Here is a 20,301-nt window from a genome sequence, read left to right on the forward strand (position 1 = left end):
GGATAAAGTTGCTGAGTTACATAAGAGGTTACTACACAATTATTATAGAAGGGATAGGAATCGAACAGTTCTTAAATCACCTTAAAAGAAATGGAATTTGTGTATATGATGTAAAGAGGATAAAGAACACGAGTCTAGAATTTAAAGTGGATAGACGGGATTTAAAAGGTGTTAAGGAACTATATAGGGGCAGTAATTTTGAAATTAAAATAAAACAAAAGACAGGTATTCCTTTTCTCGCAAAGAGAATTTATAAATATAAAGCTATGTGGATATGTGCTATTATTTCATTAGCTTTTCTAATGGGAACATCTCAGTTTGTAACAGATGTGTATATCCAAACTCCAGAAGGAATAAAAAAAGAAGAGCTGAGAAAAGAGTTTAGCAAAGCGGGGGTAAGACCAGGAGTATATAAAAAGAGTATAGATAGAAAAGAAGTAAGAGATACGATAATGTCTAAATTCGACGATGTAGCATATGTATCAATAAATGTTAAGGGGACAAATATATTTGTTACTGTAACTAAAAAGGCAGAGTCATTAAAGTCCACGGATGATTCAAATTATTGTAATATAATTGCATTAAAAAATGGTATAATAGAGAAAGTAATACCAAGAAGTGGTAGACAAATTGTGCAAAAAGGAGACATAGTTCAAAAAGGGGCTGTGCTTCTTAATGGCTCAAATAATCGTGCTATACCTGAAGTGTGGGCGAGTACTTTTTATGAATCGAAAAAAAGTGCTAATTACATAAATATGAAAAAAACCAAGACAGGTGAAAAAAAGAAAGTTCGTACTTATATGTTTTATGACAAAAAACTTACCTTTAGAAAAAAGATAAAATATAGAGATTATATTGTTGAAAACTCTGAAAAGAAATTATCAATTGGAAATTACACATTTCCTTTAAAAATAAGAACTAGTATATTTTACGAAACTAAAGATGTAAAGGTCAAAAAAAACCAACAAGAACTTAAAAAAGAACTGTCAAAAAAAGCTCTAAAAGAGTTGGAGTATATGATCCCGGTATCAGCGAGAATCGTAGATGTTAAACACAGTTATAAAATAAATAAAAATATTTTGGAATATGTTATTACAGTTCAGACAAGTGAGAACATAGCTAAAGTTTATCCACTGAGTAAAGCAGAAGCTGAAAAACTTATAAAAGAGCAGAACAAACCAAAAGAAGATGAAGAAGGTCAGGAAGAAATTCCTTCCAATCCAGAAAAAAGACCTATTAATGACATAAGAAATGAGTTTGAAGAGCAAGATAAAGAAAAGGATAAAAACAACGATAATAAAGATGTAGAAAATTAAACCAGACTTTCAAAAGAATTAAAATTTATGTAATTAAATTTATGCTTTAATGAACATTATAATTTTAAATAAAAACTACTCGAGGAGGAATTACTAGGTGATAATGCAGAAAAGTTTTGAAATTACAGATACAAGATTTGAAAGAGAACTGTTTGGCGATTTTGATGAAAATATTAAGTTAATTGAGAAAACTTTAAATATAGATTTGATACTTAGAGAGGGTAATCTGACTTTAAGAGGAGAAGAAAAGAATGTAGACTCAGCAATTAAGCTAATGAATGAGCTACATAAAACAGTATCTAATGGCAAAAAATTAGATAAGCAAAGTGTAACTTATTCACTTTCTTTACTTCTTGAAGGAAGCGAAGGAAAAATTAAAGAACTTGAAGATACAATTGTTATAACTCAAAGCGGAAAATCTGTTCAGCCAAAGACGCTTGGACAAAAAGATTACATTAAGCTTATTGAAAATAACGATATAACTTTTGGAGTTGGTCCAGCTGGTACAGGAAAGACATATCTAGCGGTTTCTATGGCTGTTAGGGCATTTAAAAGGGATGAAGTGAAAAGAATAATACTTACAAGACCTGCAGTTGAAGCTGGAGAGAGTCTAGGATTTTTACCAGGGGATTTAAAAGACAAAGTAGATCCTTATTTAAGACCACTTTATGACGCTTTGTTTGAAATGTTAGGATCAGAAAAATTTGCAAAGTATCAGGAGAGGGGAACAATAGAAGTAGCACCTCTTGCGTATATGAGAGGGAGAACTCTAGATAACTCGTTTATAATACTTGATGAGGCCCAAAATACGACACCAGAGCAGATGAAGATGTTTTTAACTAGACTTGGCTTTGGATCAAAGGCAGTAGTAACTGGAGATATAACTCAAATAGATTTACCTAATAAAAAGAAAAGTGGACTTCTTCAGGCAACTGATATACTTAAGGATGTAAACGGAGTTGGCTCCATAATGCTTACGGAAAAAGACGTTGTAAGGCATGAGTTAGTTCAAAGGATAATAAGAGCTTACGATAAATTCGATAAAAAAGAAGAAGCCAAATTAGAGCAGAAGAAGGAAAAAGAAAGAGAAAAATTTACTAGAAGAAAGTAATAAAATTGAAATACAGAGAATTAAATAAAAGTTATAAATGTATAAAGTAAAAATACAATTATATAAACAATAGATTAACTAAAAAGCAGGTGTTTTAATGGAGATAATTTTAGAGAATAGACAAGACAAGATAAATTTAGAGGATGAACTTATAGATAAATTAAATGATATAATAATCGAATGTCTACATTATGAAGGTTATGACGATGATTACGATGTGAGTTTATCTTTTGTAGACAATAAAGAAATTAGAGAATTGAACAGAGAATTCAGAGGAATAGATAAGGAAACAGATGTACTTTCATTTCCTCTATTGGATGATGAATTTGATGTTGAATTAGGAGAAGTTTCATTAGGAGATATAGTAGTATCGTTAGAAAAAGCGCTTGATCAAAGTATAGAGTATAACCACAGTATAGAAAGAGAAGTTTGTTTTTTAGTATGCCACAGCATGTTCCATTTACTTGGATACGATCATGATACAGTAGAAAATACGAAAGAGATGAGACATAAGGAAGAGCATATTCTTGGGAAATTAAATATAACGAGGGATTAATATTATGAAACCTGAAAAAAAGAGACGAGGTTTAATAAAGGCATTTAATGATGCTATTGAAGGAATTCTTTATACTTTTAAATTTGAGAGAAATATGAAGATACACTACCTAGGTTCAGCGCTCGTACTTGTAGTAAGTTTATTTCTCAATCTATCTAGAATTGAGATGATAATGTTGCTATTTTCGATAAGTTTAGTTGTAGTAGCAGAAATGTTTAATACAGCTGTTGAAAAAACTATAGATTTAGTTACAGATGAATATCATGTTCTTGCAAAAATAGCTAAAGACGTTGCTGCAGGTGGAGTTTTGGTTGCAGCTCTAAATTCAGTGGTCGTAGGATATATACTTTTCTTTGATAAACTTACGGAGCTATCTGGTTTGTTTATTTTAAAGCTTAGAGAATCGGAACTTCACATAACGTTAATATGTATACTGTTAGTGCTTTTAGCCGTTGTTGTAGTAAAGGCACTTACGTCTTCAGGAACTCCTTTAAAAGGCGGTATGCCGAGTGGACATGCAGCTTTAGCTTTTGCTATAGCAACTGCAATAACTCTAATGACAGAACGAGTTGTAGCGTCTACACTTGCGTATATAATGGCAGTATTAGTTGCGCAGAGTAGGATAGAAGGAAAGATTCACAGTTTTTGGGAGACCTTTGCTGGAGCACTTCTCGGTTCTCTAATCGCTATTTTAGTTTTCCAATTTGGTGTATTTTACAATTAAAGGTAGTTAATTGTTGGTTAAAACAAGTGAAATACTTATGTTTTACATGTTATTATGGTATAATATTTAGTATTAAATAATTACTTATATATTTTTTTGATTGGAGGAAATGTTGTGGACAACAGAGATCTACTTAAGCTTGCAGAAAAAGCTAGAGAGTTTTCATATTCCCCGTATTCAAAATTTAAAGTAGGCGCTGCCTTACTTACAAAATCAGGTAAAGTCTACACAGGATGCAATATAGAGTGTGCGTCTTATGGAGGTACAAACTGTGCGGAGAGGACAGCGGTATTTAAATCTATATCAGAAGGTGATCTTGATATAGAGAAAATCGCTATTGCCAGCGATAATTCAGAAAAAAACTTACCTACATACCCATGCGGTATATGTAGACAAGTTATATTAGAGTTTGGAACCAATATCAGCATAATCACTGGATTTTCTAAAGGGGATATATTTGAAGAAAAGATTGGAGATTTACTTCCAAACTATTTTTCAGGTGAAGAATTTTAATATAGCTTAATTCAAAATTAGTTAGGAGATATTTGATGTTTAAATCAGGATTTGTCAGTATAGTAGGAAGAGCAAATGTTGGGAAGTCTACTTTGATGAATAATATTGTCGGAGAGAAGATCGCTATAATGAGTGATAAGCCTCAGACTACAAGAAACACAATTCAAGCAGTTTACACTGATGAGGAATCACAGGTAGTATTTTTAGATACTCCAGGTATACACAAGCCTAAAAACAAATTAGGTGAGGTTATGGTTAAGGCCGCTTCAGATGCTTTAAAAAATGTAGATGTAATTTTATTTGTAGTGGATGATTCTAAAAGCATTGGTCCAGGTGATAGAAAAATAATAGAGGATTTGAGAGAATCAAAAACTCCTATTATATTGATTATAAATAAGATAGATAAGTTAGATCAAAAAGAGGAACTTTTCGACTTGATTGAAAAGTACAATAAAGAAGGTATATTTAAAGAAATTGTACCTTTATCAGCGCTTAAAGGTAAAAATATAGATTCTCTTATAAAGGCAATAAAAGTTTATCTTGAGGAAGGTCCAAAATACTTCCCAGACGATATGATTACTGACCAGCCAGAGAGAGTACTTATATCTGAGCTTATCAGAGAAAAAGTACTGCACTATATAAGCGATGAAGTTCCTCATGGTGTTGCAGTAGAAGTTGAGAGAATAAAAGGCAGAAAAGATAAAGACTTAGTAGATATTTCTGCTATAATCTACTGTGAGAGAGATTCTCACAAAGGTATAATAATAGGAAAAAACGGTAGAAAACTTAAAGGGATTGGTAAATCAGCAAGAGAAGATATGGAATTCCTTTTAGGCTCAAAAGTAAATCTTCAACTGTGGGTAAAAGTCAAAGAAAATTGGAGAAACTTGCAAAACTATATTAATAATTTTGGGTATAATGAAAAATAAAGGTGGGTTATATGGATAGGAAACAGGAAACTTCCGGAGATTTGTTATCTGAGGTAATTAGTTTGATAGACGCCAATAAGCTGTTAGAGCTTCGAGAACTTATAGAAGAATATCATATAATGGATATTTTAGACATAATCGAAAATCTAGATGAAGCGATGCAGATAAAGATGTTTGAGGTACTTCCTCTAGATATGGCAGCAGCAATTTTTGAAGAAAGCGATTCAGATTTTTTTATTAGTGTTCTTTCAAAGATTGATGTAGAACACACTAAAAATATTCTAGAGCTTATGTCTCTTGGAGATATGGCTGGTATTTTGAATAAAATAGATGAAAAAGAACGCGAAAAGATAATAAATCTTTTAAGTGAAGAAGACGCAAAAGATGTAAAAGAGTTATTATTTTATGACGAGGATACTGCTGGCGGTACTATGACTACTGGATATATAGCAGTAAATAAAGATATGACGGCACTTCAAGCTATAGATCACATGCGTGAAGAGGCAGAAGAAGCTGAGACTATTTACTATATTTATGTAGTCGACGATAAAGAAAAATTGGTTGGTGTACTTTCTCTTAGAGAACTTATTATAGCCAGAGACAAAAGTATTATTGGCGATTTGATGAGTGAAAATCTAGTATCTGTATACGTAGATGAAGACCGAGAGGAAGCTGTTAGGTTAGTTTCAAAGTATAATCTAGTAACTATCCCTGTAATTGATAGACAAGGAGTACTCAAGGGTATAATAACTGTAGATGATATTATAGATGTTATGGAAGAAGAAGCAACTGAAGATATGTACAAAATAGCTGGAAGTTCAGAGCATGAAAGAGGGCTTTCAGAAAATGAACATATTACTATTAAAGAGCAAGTAATGTCGTCAATTAGAGGAAGAACTCCTTGGTTGATTATATCATTAATAGGTGGATTTATTTCAACAATGATATTTTACAATTTCGGAGATGTTTTAAATCCTACATATGCGCCACTTGTGTTTTTTATACCACTTGTGATAGGTATGGGTGGAAATACAGGAACACAATCTGCATCAGTAACAGTTATTAATATATCGTCCAACAAAGATTTGGACTACGGAAATGTTTTAAGAGAGTTTTTAGTCGGTCTAATGACTGGTTTAATTTGTAGTATAATCACAGGAATAGCGATATTTATGTTTACAAAAACATTTGATATAACTTTTGTTGTATCGATAGCTGTATTTATAAATATGGCACTTGGTGCAACTTTAGGAGCATTACTTCCTGTAATTTTAAATAAAATTGATGCAGATCCAACTACTATTTCAGCACCTATTATATCTACAGTACTTGATATTACTGGATTAGTAGTTTACTTTACAATAGCAACGATATTATTGTCAAAAATTGCTTTATAAATTTATGTATGAATTATCCTCTTCTTACTAAAAATATAGATATAAAAGTAAGAAGGGGGTTTTTAAAAATGGACGATCTTTGTTGGGAAGTTTTTAAAATGACTGGAAGCATAGACGCATATTTATATATTAATCAGTACAATAATATATATGGAGAAAATGAAGATATGAGGGAGACAAGTAAAGACGATGATAATTTTGAATACCCAGGGGATAGTACTTAGAGCAGTAAAATATAAAGAAAACGATCTAATACTTACGTTATTTACTCGTAAATTAGGGAAAGTTTCTGCTATCGCTAAAGGGGCAAGAAGAAATAAAAGTTCTCTTCTATCGTCTTGTCAATTGTTTTCGTACAGTGACTTCATATTAAAAAAACAAGGTAACATGTATAGAGTTACGCAGAGTGACATTATCAAGAATTTTTACAATATATCTTACGATTTCGATGCATTTTCGTACGCAGCGTATATTATAAAGTTGGTAGAAAATTCGATTTATGAAAACCAAACCAACAATAGACTATTTACATTGTTAGCGCAAACTCTTTACTTATATACACAAGATAATGTAGATAAGCAGTATGTAACCTCTGCATTTGAACTAAAGTTTTTGGATTATGTCGGGGTAAAACCTGTTGTCGATAGGTGTATAAGTTGTTCAAAAAAAAATTCTGAGAGTTATGTTTTTAATATTGAAGAAGGCGGTATTTTGTGCAATAATTGTAGTAATCATTTCGTACAAAATATCAAGTTGGATTTAACAACTGTAAAGCTTATGGAATATGTATTAAGTAATGATATTTTAAAATGTAGTAGAGCAAAAGTCTCTAAATATATCCTTAATGAGCTTGACAATGTATTAAAGAAATATTTGCAAACTCATATAGGCAATATAAACATGAAGTCATTACACTTACTTAAAAGTGTACAAAATGATAAAGGAGTGGATAATAATGGATAATATAACTATTGAAAAAGTAGACGCTGTATTTGAGAGAATTCCAAGTGCTACTTATGCTGATGCTAAGGAAGCACTGATAAAATGTAATGGAGATGTTGTTGAAGCTGTAGTTTACCTTGAAAACCAAAAGAAAAACAAAGGTAAAAAAGCTAAAGAAACATTAGAAGATGTATTTGGTAAAGATGGAGAAGATATAAAGAATCAACTAAAAGATTTATTAAAGAAGAGTAGCGTTGTTAGAGTAATTGTTGAGAAAGACAATAAAGTTATGATGAACATTCCTTTAACTGTAGGAGTAGTTGGAGCTGCTTTAGTCCCAGTAATAACTTTAGTAGGGTTATCTGCAGCAGTAATAACAAAATACCGCATAAAAGTTCAGAACGAAGAAAGCGGTGAAGTTGTAGATTTAGGTGAATTAAACGAAGAAAAGCTTCACGTTCTTAAAAATATGATAGTAAATACTGCAAAAGATGTTAAAGATGTAGTAGTTGACAAAAATAAAGATTCAAAAAATGATGATAAAGATATTACAGATGATCTTATGAAAGAGTTCGAAAGCAAAAAAGAAAAAGATGAAGAAAACAAATAAAAAATATGATTTAAAACTAAAAATATTTCTCTGTCAATATTGACAAATTTTGTGTCATTTGATAACCTAAAAATTAGAGAAAGTTAGTTTTAGAAACTATTAGGGGCCTTTCGTGAAGACGAGAGGCTTTATTATTATAGGAGGAGTTTTTATGAATTTTCAAGATATGATACTAGCGTTGCAAAGATACTGGGCAAAGCAAGGATGTATCATGATGCAACCATATGATGTTGAAAAGGGTGCAGGAACAATGAATCCAAATACATTTTTGAGATCACTAGGTCCTGAGCCATGGAAGGTTTGTTATGTTGAGCCATCTAGGAGGCCAGCAGACGGTAGATACGGCGAAAACCCAAATAGACTATATCAACATCATCAATTCCAAGTGATATTGAAACCGTCTCCAGATAATATACAAGAGCTTTATTTGGAGAGTTTAAAAGAAATTGGTATAGACCCTAACGAGCACGACATAAGATTTGTAGAGGACAACTGGGAAGCAGCAACAATGGGTGCATGGGGCCTTGGATGGGAAGTATGGTTAGATGGTATGGAAATCACTCAGTTCACATATTTCCAACAAGTCGGAAACGTAGAGTGTGAGCTAGAAACAGGTGAGATTACTTACGGTCTTGAAAGATTAGCTATGTACATCCAAGAAGTTGACAGTGTATACGATATAAAATGGAATGACGAAATCACTTATGGAGAAGTATTTAGGAAAGCTGAATTTGAAAACTCTGTATATGCTTTTGAGAAATGTGATATAGACATGATGTTTAATCTATTTGATACATACGAAAAAGAAGCACTTAAACTAATGGATGAGGGGCTTGTAATGCCTTCTTACGACTATGTGCTTAAGTGTTCACATGCTTTCAATACTCTAGATGCTAGAGGAGCTATAGGAGTCAGCCAGAGAGCTTCTTTTATAGGTAGAGTTAGAAATATGGCAAAGACTATAGCAGTAACTTATGTAAATCAAAGAGAAGAAATGGGATTCCCTCTTTTAAAGGAAGGTGACAAATAATGAATAATTACCTTTTATTTGAAATTGGTGTTGAAGAGATGCCAGCTAGATTTGTAGGAAATACATTATTTCAATTAAAGAGCAATCTTTCTAAATTATTTAATGAGAACAGAATAGCTTTTGAAGATATTAAAGCTTATGGAACTCCAAGAAGATTGACTTTAATAGTTAATGGAATAGTAGAAAAACAAAGCGACTTAGAAGAAGAAGTAAAAGGACCGGCTAAAAAGATAGCAATGGATGCAGATAATAATTTCACAAAGCCTGCACTAGGTTTTATGAAGAGCAAAGGTTTAAATCCAGAAGATATATACTTTAAAGAAGTTGGTAAAGACGAGTATATGTTTGCTACGATCAGACAAAAAGGCGAGTCAAGTGAAGAAATAATAAAAGAGATACTTCCACAGACTATAAAATCTGTAGTATTCCCTAAGTCGATGCGTTGGGGAGGAAAAAATTTAAGATTTGTTAGACCTATAAGATGGTTAGTTACATTATTAAATGATAAAGTAGTGGAGTTTGATCTTGAAGGAATAGTTTCTTCTAATAAAACTAAAGGTCATAGATTCCTTGGACAAAGTGAAATAATAGTAACTTCATTAGAAGATTATTTAAATAAATTAGAAGAAAACTACGTAATATTAGACCAAGATAAGAGAAAAGAAATTATAAAAGAACAATGTATTAAAGTTGCAGATAGTTTAAATGGAACTGTGGAATTAGACGAAGAATTACTCGAAGAAGTAACTCATTTAGTGGAATATCCAACAGCTTTTTATGGAGAATTTGATAAAAATTATACAAAGTTGCCAAAAGAAGTAGTTATAACTCCTATGAAGCAACATCAAAGGTACTTCCCTGTTACAAAGGATGGAAAATTACTTCCAAACTTTATAGCTGTTAGAAATGGGAATGATTTTAGAATAGATAACGTAAAAGAAGGTAATGAAAAAGTTCTAGAAGCTAGACTTGCAGATGCGTTATTCTTCTACAACGAAGATATAAAACACAGTTTAGATGTTTATATTGAAAAATTAAAAGATGTTGTGTTCCAAGCACAACTTGGATCTATATATGAAAAGACTTTAAGAATGGACAAGTTGAGTTTGGATATATTAGATATACTTAATATACCAGAAGAAAAAATACATGCTTCAAGAGCTGCTAAACTTTCTAAAGCAGACTTAGTTACAGGAATGGTCGGAGAGTTTGATGAGCTTCAAGGATTTATGGGCAAAGAGTACGCTAAAGTATCAGGAGAAGATGATGCAGTTTGTGAAGCTATATTTGAACACTACCTTCCAAGATTCTCAGGAGATATTCTTCCGCAAACTAATTCTGGGGTTGCAGTCTCAATAGCGGATAAACTTGATTCAATAGCTGGTTTCTTTGCAATAGGAATTCAGCCGACTGGATCACAAGATCCATATGCTTTAAGACGTCAAGCGTTAGGTGTACTTAGTATACTTATGGATAAAAAGATTGATGCAGATTTAAAAACTCTTATTGAGTGTGCATTGGATAATTATTCTGAGATAGAATTTGATAAAAAAGCAGTATGTGCTAGTATTATGAATTTCTTCAATGAGAGAGTTAGAATCTTATTTAAAGATATGGGTATAAGATACGATGTTGTAGATGCTGTTATAAGTTCTGATGTAAACGACATTTACGATATGTACTGTAGGGCTTTAGCGCTTAATAGCTGGTTAGATAGAGATGAACTAGTAGAAATGCTTACAGCTTTTAATAGGGTGTCTACATTAGCTCAGAAGGCTGCTGAAAATGATAAAGTAGAGGAGTCTCTATTTAAAGAAGAGGCTGAAAAAAAATTGTACAGTGAGTTTAAAAATGTAAAGACTAAGGTTGAAGAGTTCATCTCTGACAAAAAATATGATGAAGCACTTGAGACTTTTGCATCTCTAAGACCTGCTGTAGACTCTATGTTTGATTCAGTGATGGTTATGGATAATGATGAGGCATTAAAAAATAATAGATTAGGTTTACTTAAACAAATTTACGATACTATGCTAAAGATATGTGATTTATCTAAGATAGTATATAAGTAGTTGGTTTTAATAGAATTTATCAATTATTAGATTTGGGGTTATGAGCAAATTTTAGGTGAAATATTGATTGATGACATATCAAATAAGTCGATAAGTTTTGTCTGATTTTAAATATTTATAATATAAAGGCAAGTCCATTAAGGGCATGCCTTTTTTTATGCAATAAATTAATATTAGTTAATATGGATTTGGTGAGGCAGGTGAGAAAATACAAGGCAACGCTGCAGCTGCTGTAACTGGTGGACATTAGTTAAATTTAAATAATGGATTAGTTGTAAAATTTAGTATATAATTTATTATAGTTCTTAGAAACTAATTTATGAATTTAATAAACGGATTAAAAACTAATGTAGGGGAGAAATAAAATGTTGGTTATAAGAAAAAAAGTCATAAATGATTTAATAACTAAGCATGGTGAGTCTAATATGATTGGTGCTTTTGCTGAAGCTAGAGATTTTACAATAATCGATAGACAAACAATACTTATGATAAACGATAATAAAATGATTTCTATTACTATAAGCAAATTATATAATGAAGTAAAAAAAGTGGAAGTATTTAATAGAAGAGATATAAAATATATGAAGATTTCTAAATCTATTATGAGTACAAAACTTGCTATTGAAACAGATACTTTTAAAGGTACATTTTTAATTAAAAATAAGATATCAACATTAGGCGAGATGCAAAAAGAATTTTTACATAAATTAGATTTATTCGCTAATATGTTTAATGAAGGTCAGTAATACAAGCATAAAATATACGAAATTTAGTTATTTATATCGTGAATTTTATAACAGAAATTATGGCGTAAAATTATGGAGTTAAATAAAATATTAATAAGATACGTTTAATTTTAAATGGTATAACACAAATTATATGAATTTAATTAAAGAAATTATGCAGTCTAAAAATTAGAGACTGTATATTTTTTTATAACTAAAAAATTAGTTTCTTTACAAATAAAAATAATTAATATAAATTATTTACCTTTAAGCACAATCGGCAACAATATGATATATAATAATTGTTTTAGTGAGTTGTAGATATACTTAAGATTTATTTTATTTACTTAAGTAAGACTATTATTCGATATATTTGTAGTTATAAATAAGAATTTTGCAAAATTTGACAAGAAAAATTAATTATTAGTAAAATTACTATTTACAGAACAATATATTGAGTTATATAATATACTATATCAGGATTAAAAGTTATAAAGTATAGCACAATGAAAGAAGGTGAAACCTATTCAACTTAATGAGAGGCAACAAAAGATTATTGAAATTGTCAAAGAGAATGAGCCGATAACAAGTGAGAATATTGCCGCTACTTTAAACGTAACGAGAGCAACGCTTAGATCAGACTTGGCTATACTTACAATGACAGGCATATTAGATGCTAGACCTAAAGTAGGATATTTCTATACGGGTGTAAGTAAGATAAATTTACTTAGCAGTAATATAAAAGATAAAAAGGTGGAGGATATCATGAGCTTGCCTTCACTAGCTAAAAAAGATGAGAGTATTTACGATGTTATAGTTACAATGTTTTTATCTGATGTTGGTAGTATCGTCATAATAGACGAAGAAGAAAAAGTATGTGGAATAGTTTCTAGAAAAGACTTACTAAAATCTACAATAGGTGGGGGAGATATTAATAAGATGCCAGTGGGTATGATAATGACGAGAACTCCTAACGTAGTCACTACAAATAAAGATGACAGTATTCTAACTGCAACTAAAAAAATAATACAACATGAAATTGATTCTATACCAGTGGTAGAGAGAACTGGAAAAGACGGTCAGGATATGAAAGCTATTGGTAGAATATCAAAGACTAGTATTACAAGATTATTTTTAGAAATGATCGATAATTAGGGAGGAATGCCAGTGGAACACTTAATTATATATGTGCTCTCTGATTCAGTTGGAGAAACTGCACAACAAGTAGCTAAAGCTGCTATGTCACAGTTTTATGTTGATGAAACTTATGAGATAAGAAGATTTCCATACATATCAGATGAAAAGTTTTTAATAGAGACTCTACACAGTGCTAAAGAGGAAAATGCTCTTATAGTATACACTTTAGTAGATGAAGGAATGTGTAAGGCTGTTGAAGAATATTGTGGAGCTGAAGGTTTAAGTTGTACAGATCTTATGAGTGGGCTTTTAAACTCAATAAGTGATAGAACAAACAAGAAGCCAAAGAGAGAAGCAGGAATAATAAGAAAATTAGATGAGTCTTACTTTAAAAGAGTAGAGGCTATTGAATTTGCTGTTAAATACGACGATGGAAAAGACCCTAGAGGAATATTAAAGGCAGACTTGGTTTTAGTGGGAATATCTAGAACTTCTAAAACACCGTTAAGTATGTACTTAGCTAACAAAAATATAAAAGTAGCTAATGTGCCTTTAGTTCCAGAAATACCTATTCCAAAGGAAGTATTTGAAATAGATACTAAAAAAATAATAGGTCTTACAAATTCACCAGAGAAATTAAATACTATAAGAACTGCAAGACTTAAAGCAATGGGGCTTTCAAGTAGGGCAAATTATGCAAACTTAGAAAGAATACTGCAGGAGCTGGACTATTCAGAAGAGACAATGAAAAGAGTTGGATGCCCAGTTATAAATGTTTCTAACAAAGCTATAGAAGAAACAGCAGGAATAATATTGGATATAATGAAAGAGAATGGTCTAAAAATATACAAAGAAATAGAAGTTTAATAAGTTATCAATATCTAAAATAGATAATCAGTCATAAAACATTAATAAAAAATAATGGAGGCTTAAATATGGAAACGAAGTTTGTTTATGATTTTAATGAAGGCAATAAGGAAATGAAGTATTTACTAGGGGGAAAAGGATCTAACTTAGCAGAAATGACTAAAATAGGTTTACCAGTACCTCCAGGGTTCACTATAACAACAGAGGCTTGTAATGACTACTATGCGAATGAAGAAAAAATAAAAGAAGATGTGATAAAAGAAATAGAATCCCACTTAGAAAAATTAGAAAAAGATTTAAATAAAACTTTAGGTAGTGACAAAAATCCTCTTCTAGTTTCAGTTCGCTCTGGTGCAGTTTTCTCAATGCCAGGAATGATGGACACTATACTTAACTTAGGTCTTAACGACACAAGTGTTATAGGATTAGCAGAGTCTACTCAAAATGAGAGATTTGCATACGACAGTTACAGAAGATTTATTCAAATGTTCTCTGACGTTGCTATGGAAGTGCCAAAGTACAAATTTGATAATGTTTTAGACAGAGTAAAAGAAGATAAAGGATATGCACAAGATACAGACCTTACTACTGAAGACTTAAAAGGAATAGTGGAAGAGTATAAAGAAATATACAAAAAAGAAATCAAATCAGATTTCCCACAAAAACCTCAAGAGCAATTAATGCTTGCAATAGAAGCAGTATTTAAGTCTTGGAATAACAACCGTGCTATGGTATACCGTAGACTTCATGATATAGCTCATGATTTAGGAACTGCTGTAAATATACAATCAATGGTATTCGGTAATATGGGAGAAACTAGTGGTACAGGAGTTGCATTTACTAGAAACCCAGCTACAGGAGAAAATAAATTATTTGGTGAGTACTTAATAAATGCACAAGGTGAAGACGTTGTTGCAGGTATAAGAACTCCTCAAGATATATCTACATTAAAAGATGTTATGCCAGAGGTATACAATAAGTTTGTAGAGATAACTCATATACTTGAAGGTCACTACAAAGATATGCAAGATATAGAGTTTACAATAGAAAACGAAAGATTATTTATACTACAAACTAGAAATGGTAAGAGAACTGCTGAAGCGGCTATAAATATAGCAACTGATTTAGTTGATGCAGGAATAATAGATGATAAAGAAGCAATACTTAGAATTGAGCCTAACCAATTAGATCAACTTCTACACCCTAAATTTGAAGATAAAGCTTTAGCAGAAGCTAAGTCTCTAGCTAAAGGGTTACCAGCTTCTCCAGGTGCTGCTAGTGGTAGAGTATACTTCAATGCAGACGATGCAGTTGAAGCATCAGATAGAGGAGAAAAGGTAATATTAGTTAGACTTGAAACATCTCCAGAAGATATCGAAGGTATGATAAAAGCAGAAGGGATACTTACTGCTAGAGGGGGAATGACTTCTCATGCTGCAGTTGTTGCCAGAGGAATGGGTAAATGTTGTGTAGCTGGTTGTGGAGAGTTAAAAGTAGATGAAGCTAACAAAGAAGTTTCAGCTTCAGGAACAACTCTTAAAGAAGGAGATTATATCTCAATTGATGGATCTACTGGTAATGTATACGCAGGAGATATCAAGAAAACAGAAGTAGCTTTAACAGGAAACTTCGAGAGACTTATGAACTGGGTAGACAAATACAAGCAAATGGCTGTTAGAACTAATGCTGACAACCCAAGAGATGCTCGTTCAGCTATAGAGTTTGGAGCAGAAGGTATAGGTCTTTGTAGAACTGAGCATATGTTCTTCGACGAAGCTAGACTTCCAGCTGTTAGAGAAATGATACTTGCTGATTCTGTAGAGCAAAGAGAAAAAGCTCTTGCAAAAATACTTCCAATGCAAAGAGAAGACTTTATTGAACTATTTAAAGTTATGGACGGAAAACCAGTTAATATAAGACTATTGGATCCACCACTACATGAGTTCTTACCTCATGACGATGAAACTATAAACGAACTTGCAGCATCTATGGGAATAAGAGCAAGCGACATCAAGAAAAAAGTAGTTGATCTTGAAGAGTTCAACCCAATGCTAGGTCACAGAGGTTGTAGACTTGCAATAACTTACCCAGAAATTTGTGTAATGCAAGCTAAAGCTATAATCCAAGGAGCTATAGAGTCTACTAAGGCTGGATGCAAAGTAAGCCCTGAGATAATGGTTCCATTAGTTGGTGAAGTTAACGAGTTAAAAATATTAAGAGAATTAATAGTAGAGACTGTTGAAGCTGTATTAAAAGAAGAAAACTCTGACGTTAAATATACAGTTGGTACAATGATAGAGATACCAAGAGCTTGTTTAACAGCTGATGAAATAGCAGAAGTCGCTGATTTCTACAGTTTCGGAACAAATGACTTAACTCAAATGGCATTTGGATATTCAAGAGATGATGCTGGTAAGTTCTTAGGAGAGTATGTTGACAAAGGAATACTAGAAAAAGATCCATTCCAAGTACTAGACCAAAATGGTGTTGGTAAATTAGTAGATATGGGATGTAAATTAGGAAGAAGCGTTAAGCCTGACCTAAAACTAGGAATATGTGGAGAGCACGGTGGAGAGCCATCATCAGTACAATTCTGCTACGATGTAGGTCTTGACTACGTATCTTGTTCACCATTTAGAGTGCCAATAGCTAGACTTGCTTCAGCTCAAGCATCAATCAAAAATCCTAGAAAATAGTATTTGTTTAATTTAATTTAAATTTAATTTTTATGTTAAGGATAGATGTATATAAATGATCCATATTTAAGAATATGGAAACGATAAAATAGAGTATTTCTAAAATAGACGTTCATATATGAGCGTCTATTTTTTGTTTAAGTAAAAAAGATCGAGGCAATTTTAGTATATTAATTTATAAAGTTAAATATCAAGCTTTAATATAGACATAAATAATATATAATTGTAAAATGTGTCTAACCGAGAAAGATCAATATGGCTGGAGGATCTAACGTTATGAATGTTATTATTATGAGTTGGGATTGTATATCTGCATTTTCTAACCATATAGAAGCTGAAAGACAGCAATTATTTATTAGTTCAAAAGGAAGTAAGAAGTTGAGGTTGAGGGAAAAAGGTTAATAGTATACGAAATAAATGTAAAATATATATGAAGTAATAGAAAAACTTATGATCACAATAGTCCTAATGAAACTTATAGATTAGCTTAGCATATAATACTATAATAGCAGTATTTTATAGGATAATAGATAGTTTCAGCTGGGGGTGCATAAAATGATAAAATGTTCAAGATGTGGGAAAGAGGTTTCATCGCGTCCTGGTTCAATATGTCCAAAATGTGGATTTAAAGTATCAGAGGAGGCATTAAAAATAAGGTGTCATGAACCAAGTTGTAGGGCTTTGGTATCTAAGAAGTACGATTACTGTCCTAACTGTGGGTGTAAGCTTAAAGGATACAAAATTGGTGAGATTTTTGATATGGTTAGGTACAAGATTGATGAGACCTTAGATAAGAAATAATAAAAAGTAATTGTTAGTGTAGATGATAAAACTATATATATGCGTATAAACAAGATATTAATAAATAATTGGTATCTTGTTTATTATTTTTGTATCAAATATTGATTATTTGATTATTATTTTATAATATTGAATGTCTTCTCAAAATCGGTCAGTAATAATATAATTGAATTATATTATTACTGACCGATTTTGTATATTGGAGGTTAAATCTATGAGGGAATCTTTTTTTTCTTTACAAATTGATAAACAGAATAAGCTAATTGATTCAGGATATAAAGTTTTCTCGCTTTATCCATATAAAAAAGCTTCTGTGTCTATTATTGCAAATGAGGCAAATAACCAAATATATTAAAATAAAGTAGTTGTATAACATATTATATAAAACTATAAAATCAGTAAAATTATGTGTCTGGATATAGTTATCCATAAAAAAGGAGATGGCTATAGTAGTTATTGTTATGTAACAAAATGCGTCCATATATGTACAAAACAACTGCTAAAGCCACCTTCCCTAAGTTCACTATTTGTTTTCAAAAGATTCAATTTTCCATGAAAACATATTATTATTTGGATTTTTTTCATATTTTAAAACGGCATCAAATTTATTGCCATTTTTATTTGTAAGCGATTTAACGCTAGCCTCACCCTTTTTTAGCAAACTTTTAACCATAGTTTTATTAGGTTTTTTCTTATAAAAAGCGAGATACTTATCGTTTTTCCAAACACCAAATTTACATTCTTTATAATTTTCGCAAAAGAATCCTTTTTCAAACTCGTAAACATCATGGTCGCAAACAGGGCATTTACCAAGAGAATTTTTTGATTTATCTGATTCACTACTTTTAGAGTTAGAGACTTCACTAGTTAATGAAGATGATTTTGAACTCTTAGTAGAACCAGGAAATTTAGTGGATTTTTTTGTGAATTTTTTTGTCTTTGGATTAAAGATATAGCTTTCAGTATTAATATTTTTAGAAGAATCACTTTTAATAAGTTCAACATTTTGGTATATAAAATTCATTATGTTGGTCAAGTATTCTTTTTTTGTATAGCTACCCTTCTGAATATCGCTTAAGCTCTTTTCAAGTTTACCTGTATAGTCGACATCAAGTAGATCTTTAACAGGGAAAATCTCAACTAGATTTTTACCGAGTTGAGTTATAGAATACGCTTTACCTTTTTTGTTTACATATCCAACTTGACCTATCTTTTTTAGAACGTCAGCTCTTGTAGCTGAAGTACCAATGGAGTATCCAGAAAGAACTGCAGTATCATCATCTGAAACATTTTTACCACAGTTTTTCATTGCTTTAAGCAGGGTATCTTCAGTATATGGCTTTGGTGGAGTAGTTTGTTTTTCTTGTGGCGTAATACTCAAAACATCTACAACATCATCTTTGTTTACCATAGGAAGTAAATTGTCTTTTTCTTCTTTATTGTAAACCTCTAAGTAGCCTTTACTTTTTAAAACCTTACCTTTAGTTACGAAGATGTTAGAATCTACATCAGTTTTTATCTCCGTGTTTTCGTACTCAGCTGGAGGCATAAAGTTAGCTATAAATCTATCTTTAATAGTGTGGTACACTATTGCCTCATCTGGAGTTAAGTTAGTTGGAACAATATATGTAGGTATAATAGCACTGTGGGAATCAACTTTTGATGAGTCAAATACCCTTTTAGTTTTGCTAAATTTAATTTTATTTTCATAACTAAGTCCAGATTTTAATCTACTAAGAGTCTGTTCAACTTTTGAAACTAAACTTTCCTCTAAATACATTGAATCAGTTCTAGGATAAGTTATATAACCACCTTTACCTTTACCTTCATAAAGGCTCTGACAGACGTTTAGAACTTTGTCAGAAGTGAAGCTTGCATACTTAGATGTTATATAACCTTGAAGTGATGTCAAACTGAAAAGTTTGGGAGCATACTCTTTACTCATAGTAACTTTTTTATCTGCTATAGTACCTTTATCAGATTTTATTGTATCTATAACTTTGTTTGCATCATCTAAAGTATCAAATTTAGTTTCTTTTTTTATTGTGAGCTTTCCTTTGTATTCACCATTTTGGCTTTTAAAAAGTCCTTCTATTTCATAGTAAATTTTAGGAACGAAGTTTTGTATCTCCATATCTCTATCGTAAACCAATTTTACAGTAGGAAGAATAACCCTACCTATATTTAAAAGTTTACCATTTCCATATTTAAGAGTTGCAGCAGATGTAAAGTTAATGCCGATAAGCCAATCGGTAATAAGTCTCGTATACCCAGCTGCTTGAAGATTTATCATCTCACTGTTGTCTTTAAGATTATCAAGACCTCGTGTTATATCTTCAGGTGTCCATTCATTTACTAGAATTCTTTTAATAGGTTTTTTATTTTTTGCAAGTAAAAATACCAGAAAAGAAATTAACTCTCCTTCTCTGTCGTTATCGGTAGCGTTGATTACATATTCAATATCATCGCGGTTCAAGAGTTCCTTAACTGTATTAAACTGTTTTTTCTTACTGCTATCCACTTTAAATTTAAATTTATCAGGAAAGAAAGGGAAGTTATTCATCTTCCATGATCCTGAGTACTTATCTTTATCGTAGTCTTTCATATCATATAGTGATACAAGATGACCTACCGCATATGTAACAATATAGTTATTTCCCTGAAAATATCCGTCACTCCTAGTTTTAGCTCCTAGAAAGGAAGCTATAGTTTTAGCAACAGACGGTTTTTCGGCTAAAACAAGTTTCATAACAACCTCCTTTGTAATATATATAGATAATTCTATATTACAAAAAATAAATGACTGATTCACAGCCATAACATTATACTATATATTATACCAAAATGAGATGAAAATCGAAAGCTATCTGCTAAAGTA

The 20,301-nt window shown here is 31.4% G+C and carries 20 protein-coding genes; 19 read left to right on the top strand and 1 reads right to left on the bottom strand.

Features of this window, described 5'->3' with window-relative positions; translation table 11 throughout:
- The first annotated feature begins 8 nt into the window (after positions 1-8).
- From yqfD to J2Z43_RS00325, 19 genes are all read left to right on the top strand, one after another.
- A complete protein-coding gene (gene yqfD / locus J2Z43_RS00240; protein WP_209455329.1) occupies positions 9-1,316 on the top strand; it encodes a sporulation protein YqfD in 1,308 nt (435 codons plus the stop codon).
- Between the two features lie 97 nt (positions 1,317-1,413).
- Entirely contained in the window at positions 1,414-2,427 is a 1,014-nt protein-coding gene (locus J2Z43_RS00245; protein WP_327786906.1) for a PhoH family protein, read from the top strand.
- Between the two features lie 97 nt (positions 2,428-2,524).
- Positions 2,525-2,983, top strand: a complete 459-nt coding sequence (gene ybeY / locus J2Z43_RS00250; protein ID WP_209455330.1) for an rRNA maturation RNase YbeY — start codon at positions 2,525-2,527, stop codon at positions 2,981-2,983.
- 4 nt (positions 2,984-2,987) lie between these two features.
- Entirely contained in the window at positions 2,988-3,707 is a 720-nt protein-coding gene (locus tag J2Z43_RS00255) for a diacylglycerol kinase (protein ID WP_209455331.1), read from the top strand.
- Positions 3,708-3,821: 114 nt separating this feature from the next.
- Positions 3,822-4,220: a cytidine deaminase gene (locus J2Z43_RS00260; RefSeq protein WP_209455332.1), complete on the top strand. Its 399-nt coding sequence runs from the start codon at positions 3,822-3,824 to the stop codon at positions 4,218-4,220.
- Between the two features lie 35 nt (positions 4,221-4,255).
- Complete coding sequence (era, locus tag J2Z43_RS00265) at positions 4,256-5,149, top strand: GTPase Era (RefSeq protein ID WP_027702395.1); 894 nt, start codon at positions 4,256-4,258, stop codon at positions 5,147-5,149.
- Positions 5,150-5,160: 11 nt separating this feature from the next.
- Positions 5,161-6,546, top strand: coding sequence for a magnesium transporter (gene mgtE / locus J2Z43_RS00270; protein WP_209455333.1), 1,386 nt, complete (start codon positions 5,161-5,163; stop codon positions 6,544-6,546).
- Between the two features lie 68 nt (positions 6,547-6,614).
- The gene (locus J2Z43_RS00275; protein ID WP_065365620.1) at positions 6,615-6,770 is read left to right on the top strand and encodes a YqzL family protein; all 156 of its coding nucleotides are present in this window, start codon (positions 6,615-6,617) and stop codon (positions 6,768-6,770) included.
- On the top strand, positions 6,736-7,509 hold the full coding sequence (gene recO / locus J2Z43_RS00280; protein ID WP_209455334.1) for a DNA repair protein RecO: 774 nt from the start codon (positions 6,736-6,738) through the stop codon (positions 7,507-7,509). The genes J2Z43_RS00275 and recO overlap by 35 nt, the downstream gene beginning before the upstream one ends.
- Entirely contained in the window at positions 7,499-8,098 is a 600-nt protein-coding gene (locus J2Z43_RS00285; RefSeq protein ID WP_209456323.1) for a DUF4342 domain-containing protein, read from the top strand. Before recO ends, J2Z43_RS00285 begins: the two co-directional genes overlap by 11 nt.
- Before the next feature lie 151 nt (positions 8,099-8,249).
- Positions 8,250-9,128, top strand: a complete 879-nt coding sequence (gene glyQ / locus J2Z43_RS00290; protein WP_209455335.1) for a glycine--tRNA ligase subunit alpha — start codon at positions 8,250-8,252, stop codon at positions 9,126-9,128.
- Positions 9,128-11,197 carry a glycine--tRNA ligase subunit beta gene (gene glyS / locus J2Z43_RS00295; RefSeq protein WP_209455336.1) on the top strand — a complete coding sequence of 690 codons (2,070 nt, stop codon included), beginning with the start codon at positions 9,128-9,130 and terminating at the stop codon, positions 11,195-11,197. The genes glyQ and glyS overlap by 1 nt, the downstream gene beginning before the upstream one ends.
- 365 nt (positions 11,198-11,562) lie before the next feature.
- Positions 11,563-11,943 (top strand): hypothetical protein, encoded by a 381-nt coding sequence (locus tag J2Z43_RS00300; RefSeq protein WP_209455337.1) that lies wholly within the window; start codon positions 11,563-11,565, stop codon positions 11,941-11,943.
- A gap of 495 nt (positions 11,944-12,438) precedes the next feature.
- Entirely contained in the window at positions 12,439-13,077 is a 639-nt protein-coding gene (locus J2Z43_RS00305; RefSeq protein ID WP_209455338.1) for a helix-turn-helix transcriptional regulator, read from the top strand.
- A 6-nt stretch (positions 13,078-13,083) separates the two neighbouring features.
- Complete coding sequence (locus tag J2Z43_RS00310; RefSeq protein ID WP_209455339.1) at positions 13,084-13,926, top strand: pyruvate, water dikinase regulatory protein; 843 nt, start codon at positions 13,084-13,086, stop codon at positions 13,924-13,926.
- A 68-nt stretch (positions 13,927-13,994) separates the two neighbouring features.
- Complete coding sequence (gene ppdK, locus J2Z43_RS00315; protein WP_209455340.1) at positions 13,995-16,622, top strand: pyruvate, phosphate dikinase; 2,628 nt, start codon at positions 13,995-13,997, stop codon at positions 16,620-16,622.
- 276 nt (positions 16,623-16,898) lie between these two features.
- Positions 16,899-17,024, top strand: a complete 126-nt coding sequence (locus J2Z43_RS14945) for a hypothetical protein (protein WP_268828369.1) — start codon at positions 16,899-16,901, stop codon at positions 17,022-17,024.
- Positions 17,025-17,177: 153 nt separating this feature from the next.
- Positions 17,178-17,423, top strand: coding sequence for a zinc ribbon domain-containing protein (locus tag J2Z43_RS00320; protein WP_027702383.1), 246 nt, complete (start codon positions 17,178-17,180; stop codon positions 17,421-17,423).
- A gap of 214 nt (positions 17,424-17,637) precedes the next feature.
- A complete protein-coding gene (locus tag J2Z43_RS00325; RefSeq protein WP_209455341.1) occupies positions 17,638-17,778 on the top strand; it encodes a hypothetical protein in 141 nt (46 codons plus the stop codon).
- A 168-nt stretch (positions 17,779-17,946) separates the two neighbouring features.
- On the opposite strand, the gene J2Z43_RS00330 is transcribed toward J2Z43_RS00325, so the two are convergent.
- The gene (locus J2Z43_RS00330) at positions 17,947-20,172 is read right to left on the bottom strand and encodes a type IA DNA topoisomerase (protein WP_209455342.1); all 2,226 of its coding nucleotides are present in this window, start codon (positions 20,170-20,172) and stop codon (positions 17,947-17,949) included.
- Positions 20,173-20,301 lie beyond the last annotated feature (129 nt).

The organism is Metaclostridioides mangenotii (assembly GCF_017873185.1).
GTDB classification, from domain to species: Bacteria; Bacillota; Clostridia; order Peptostreptococcales; family Peptostreptococcaceae; genus Metaclostridioides; species Metaclostridioides mangenotii.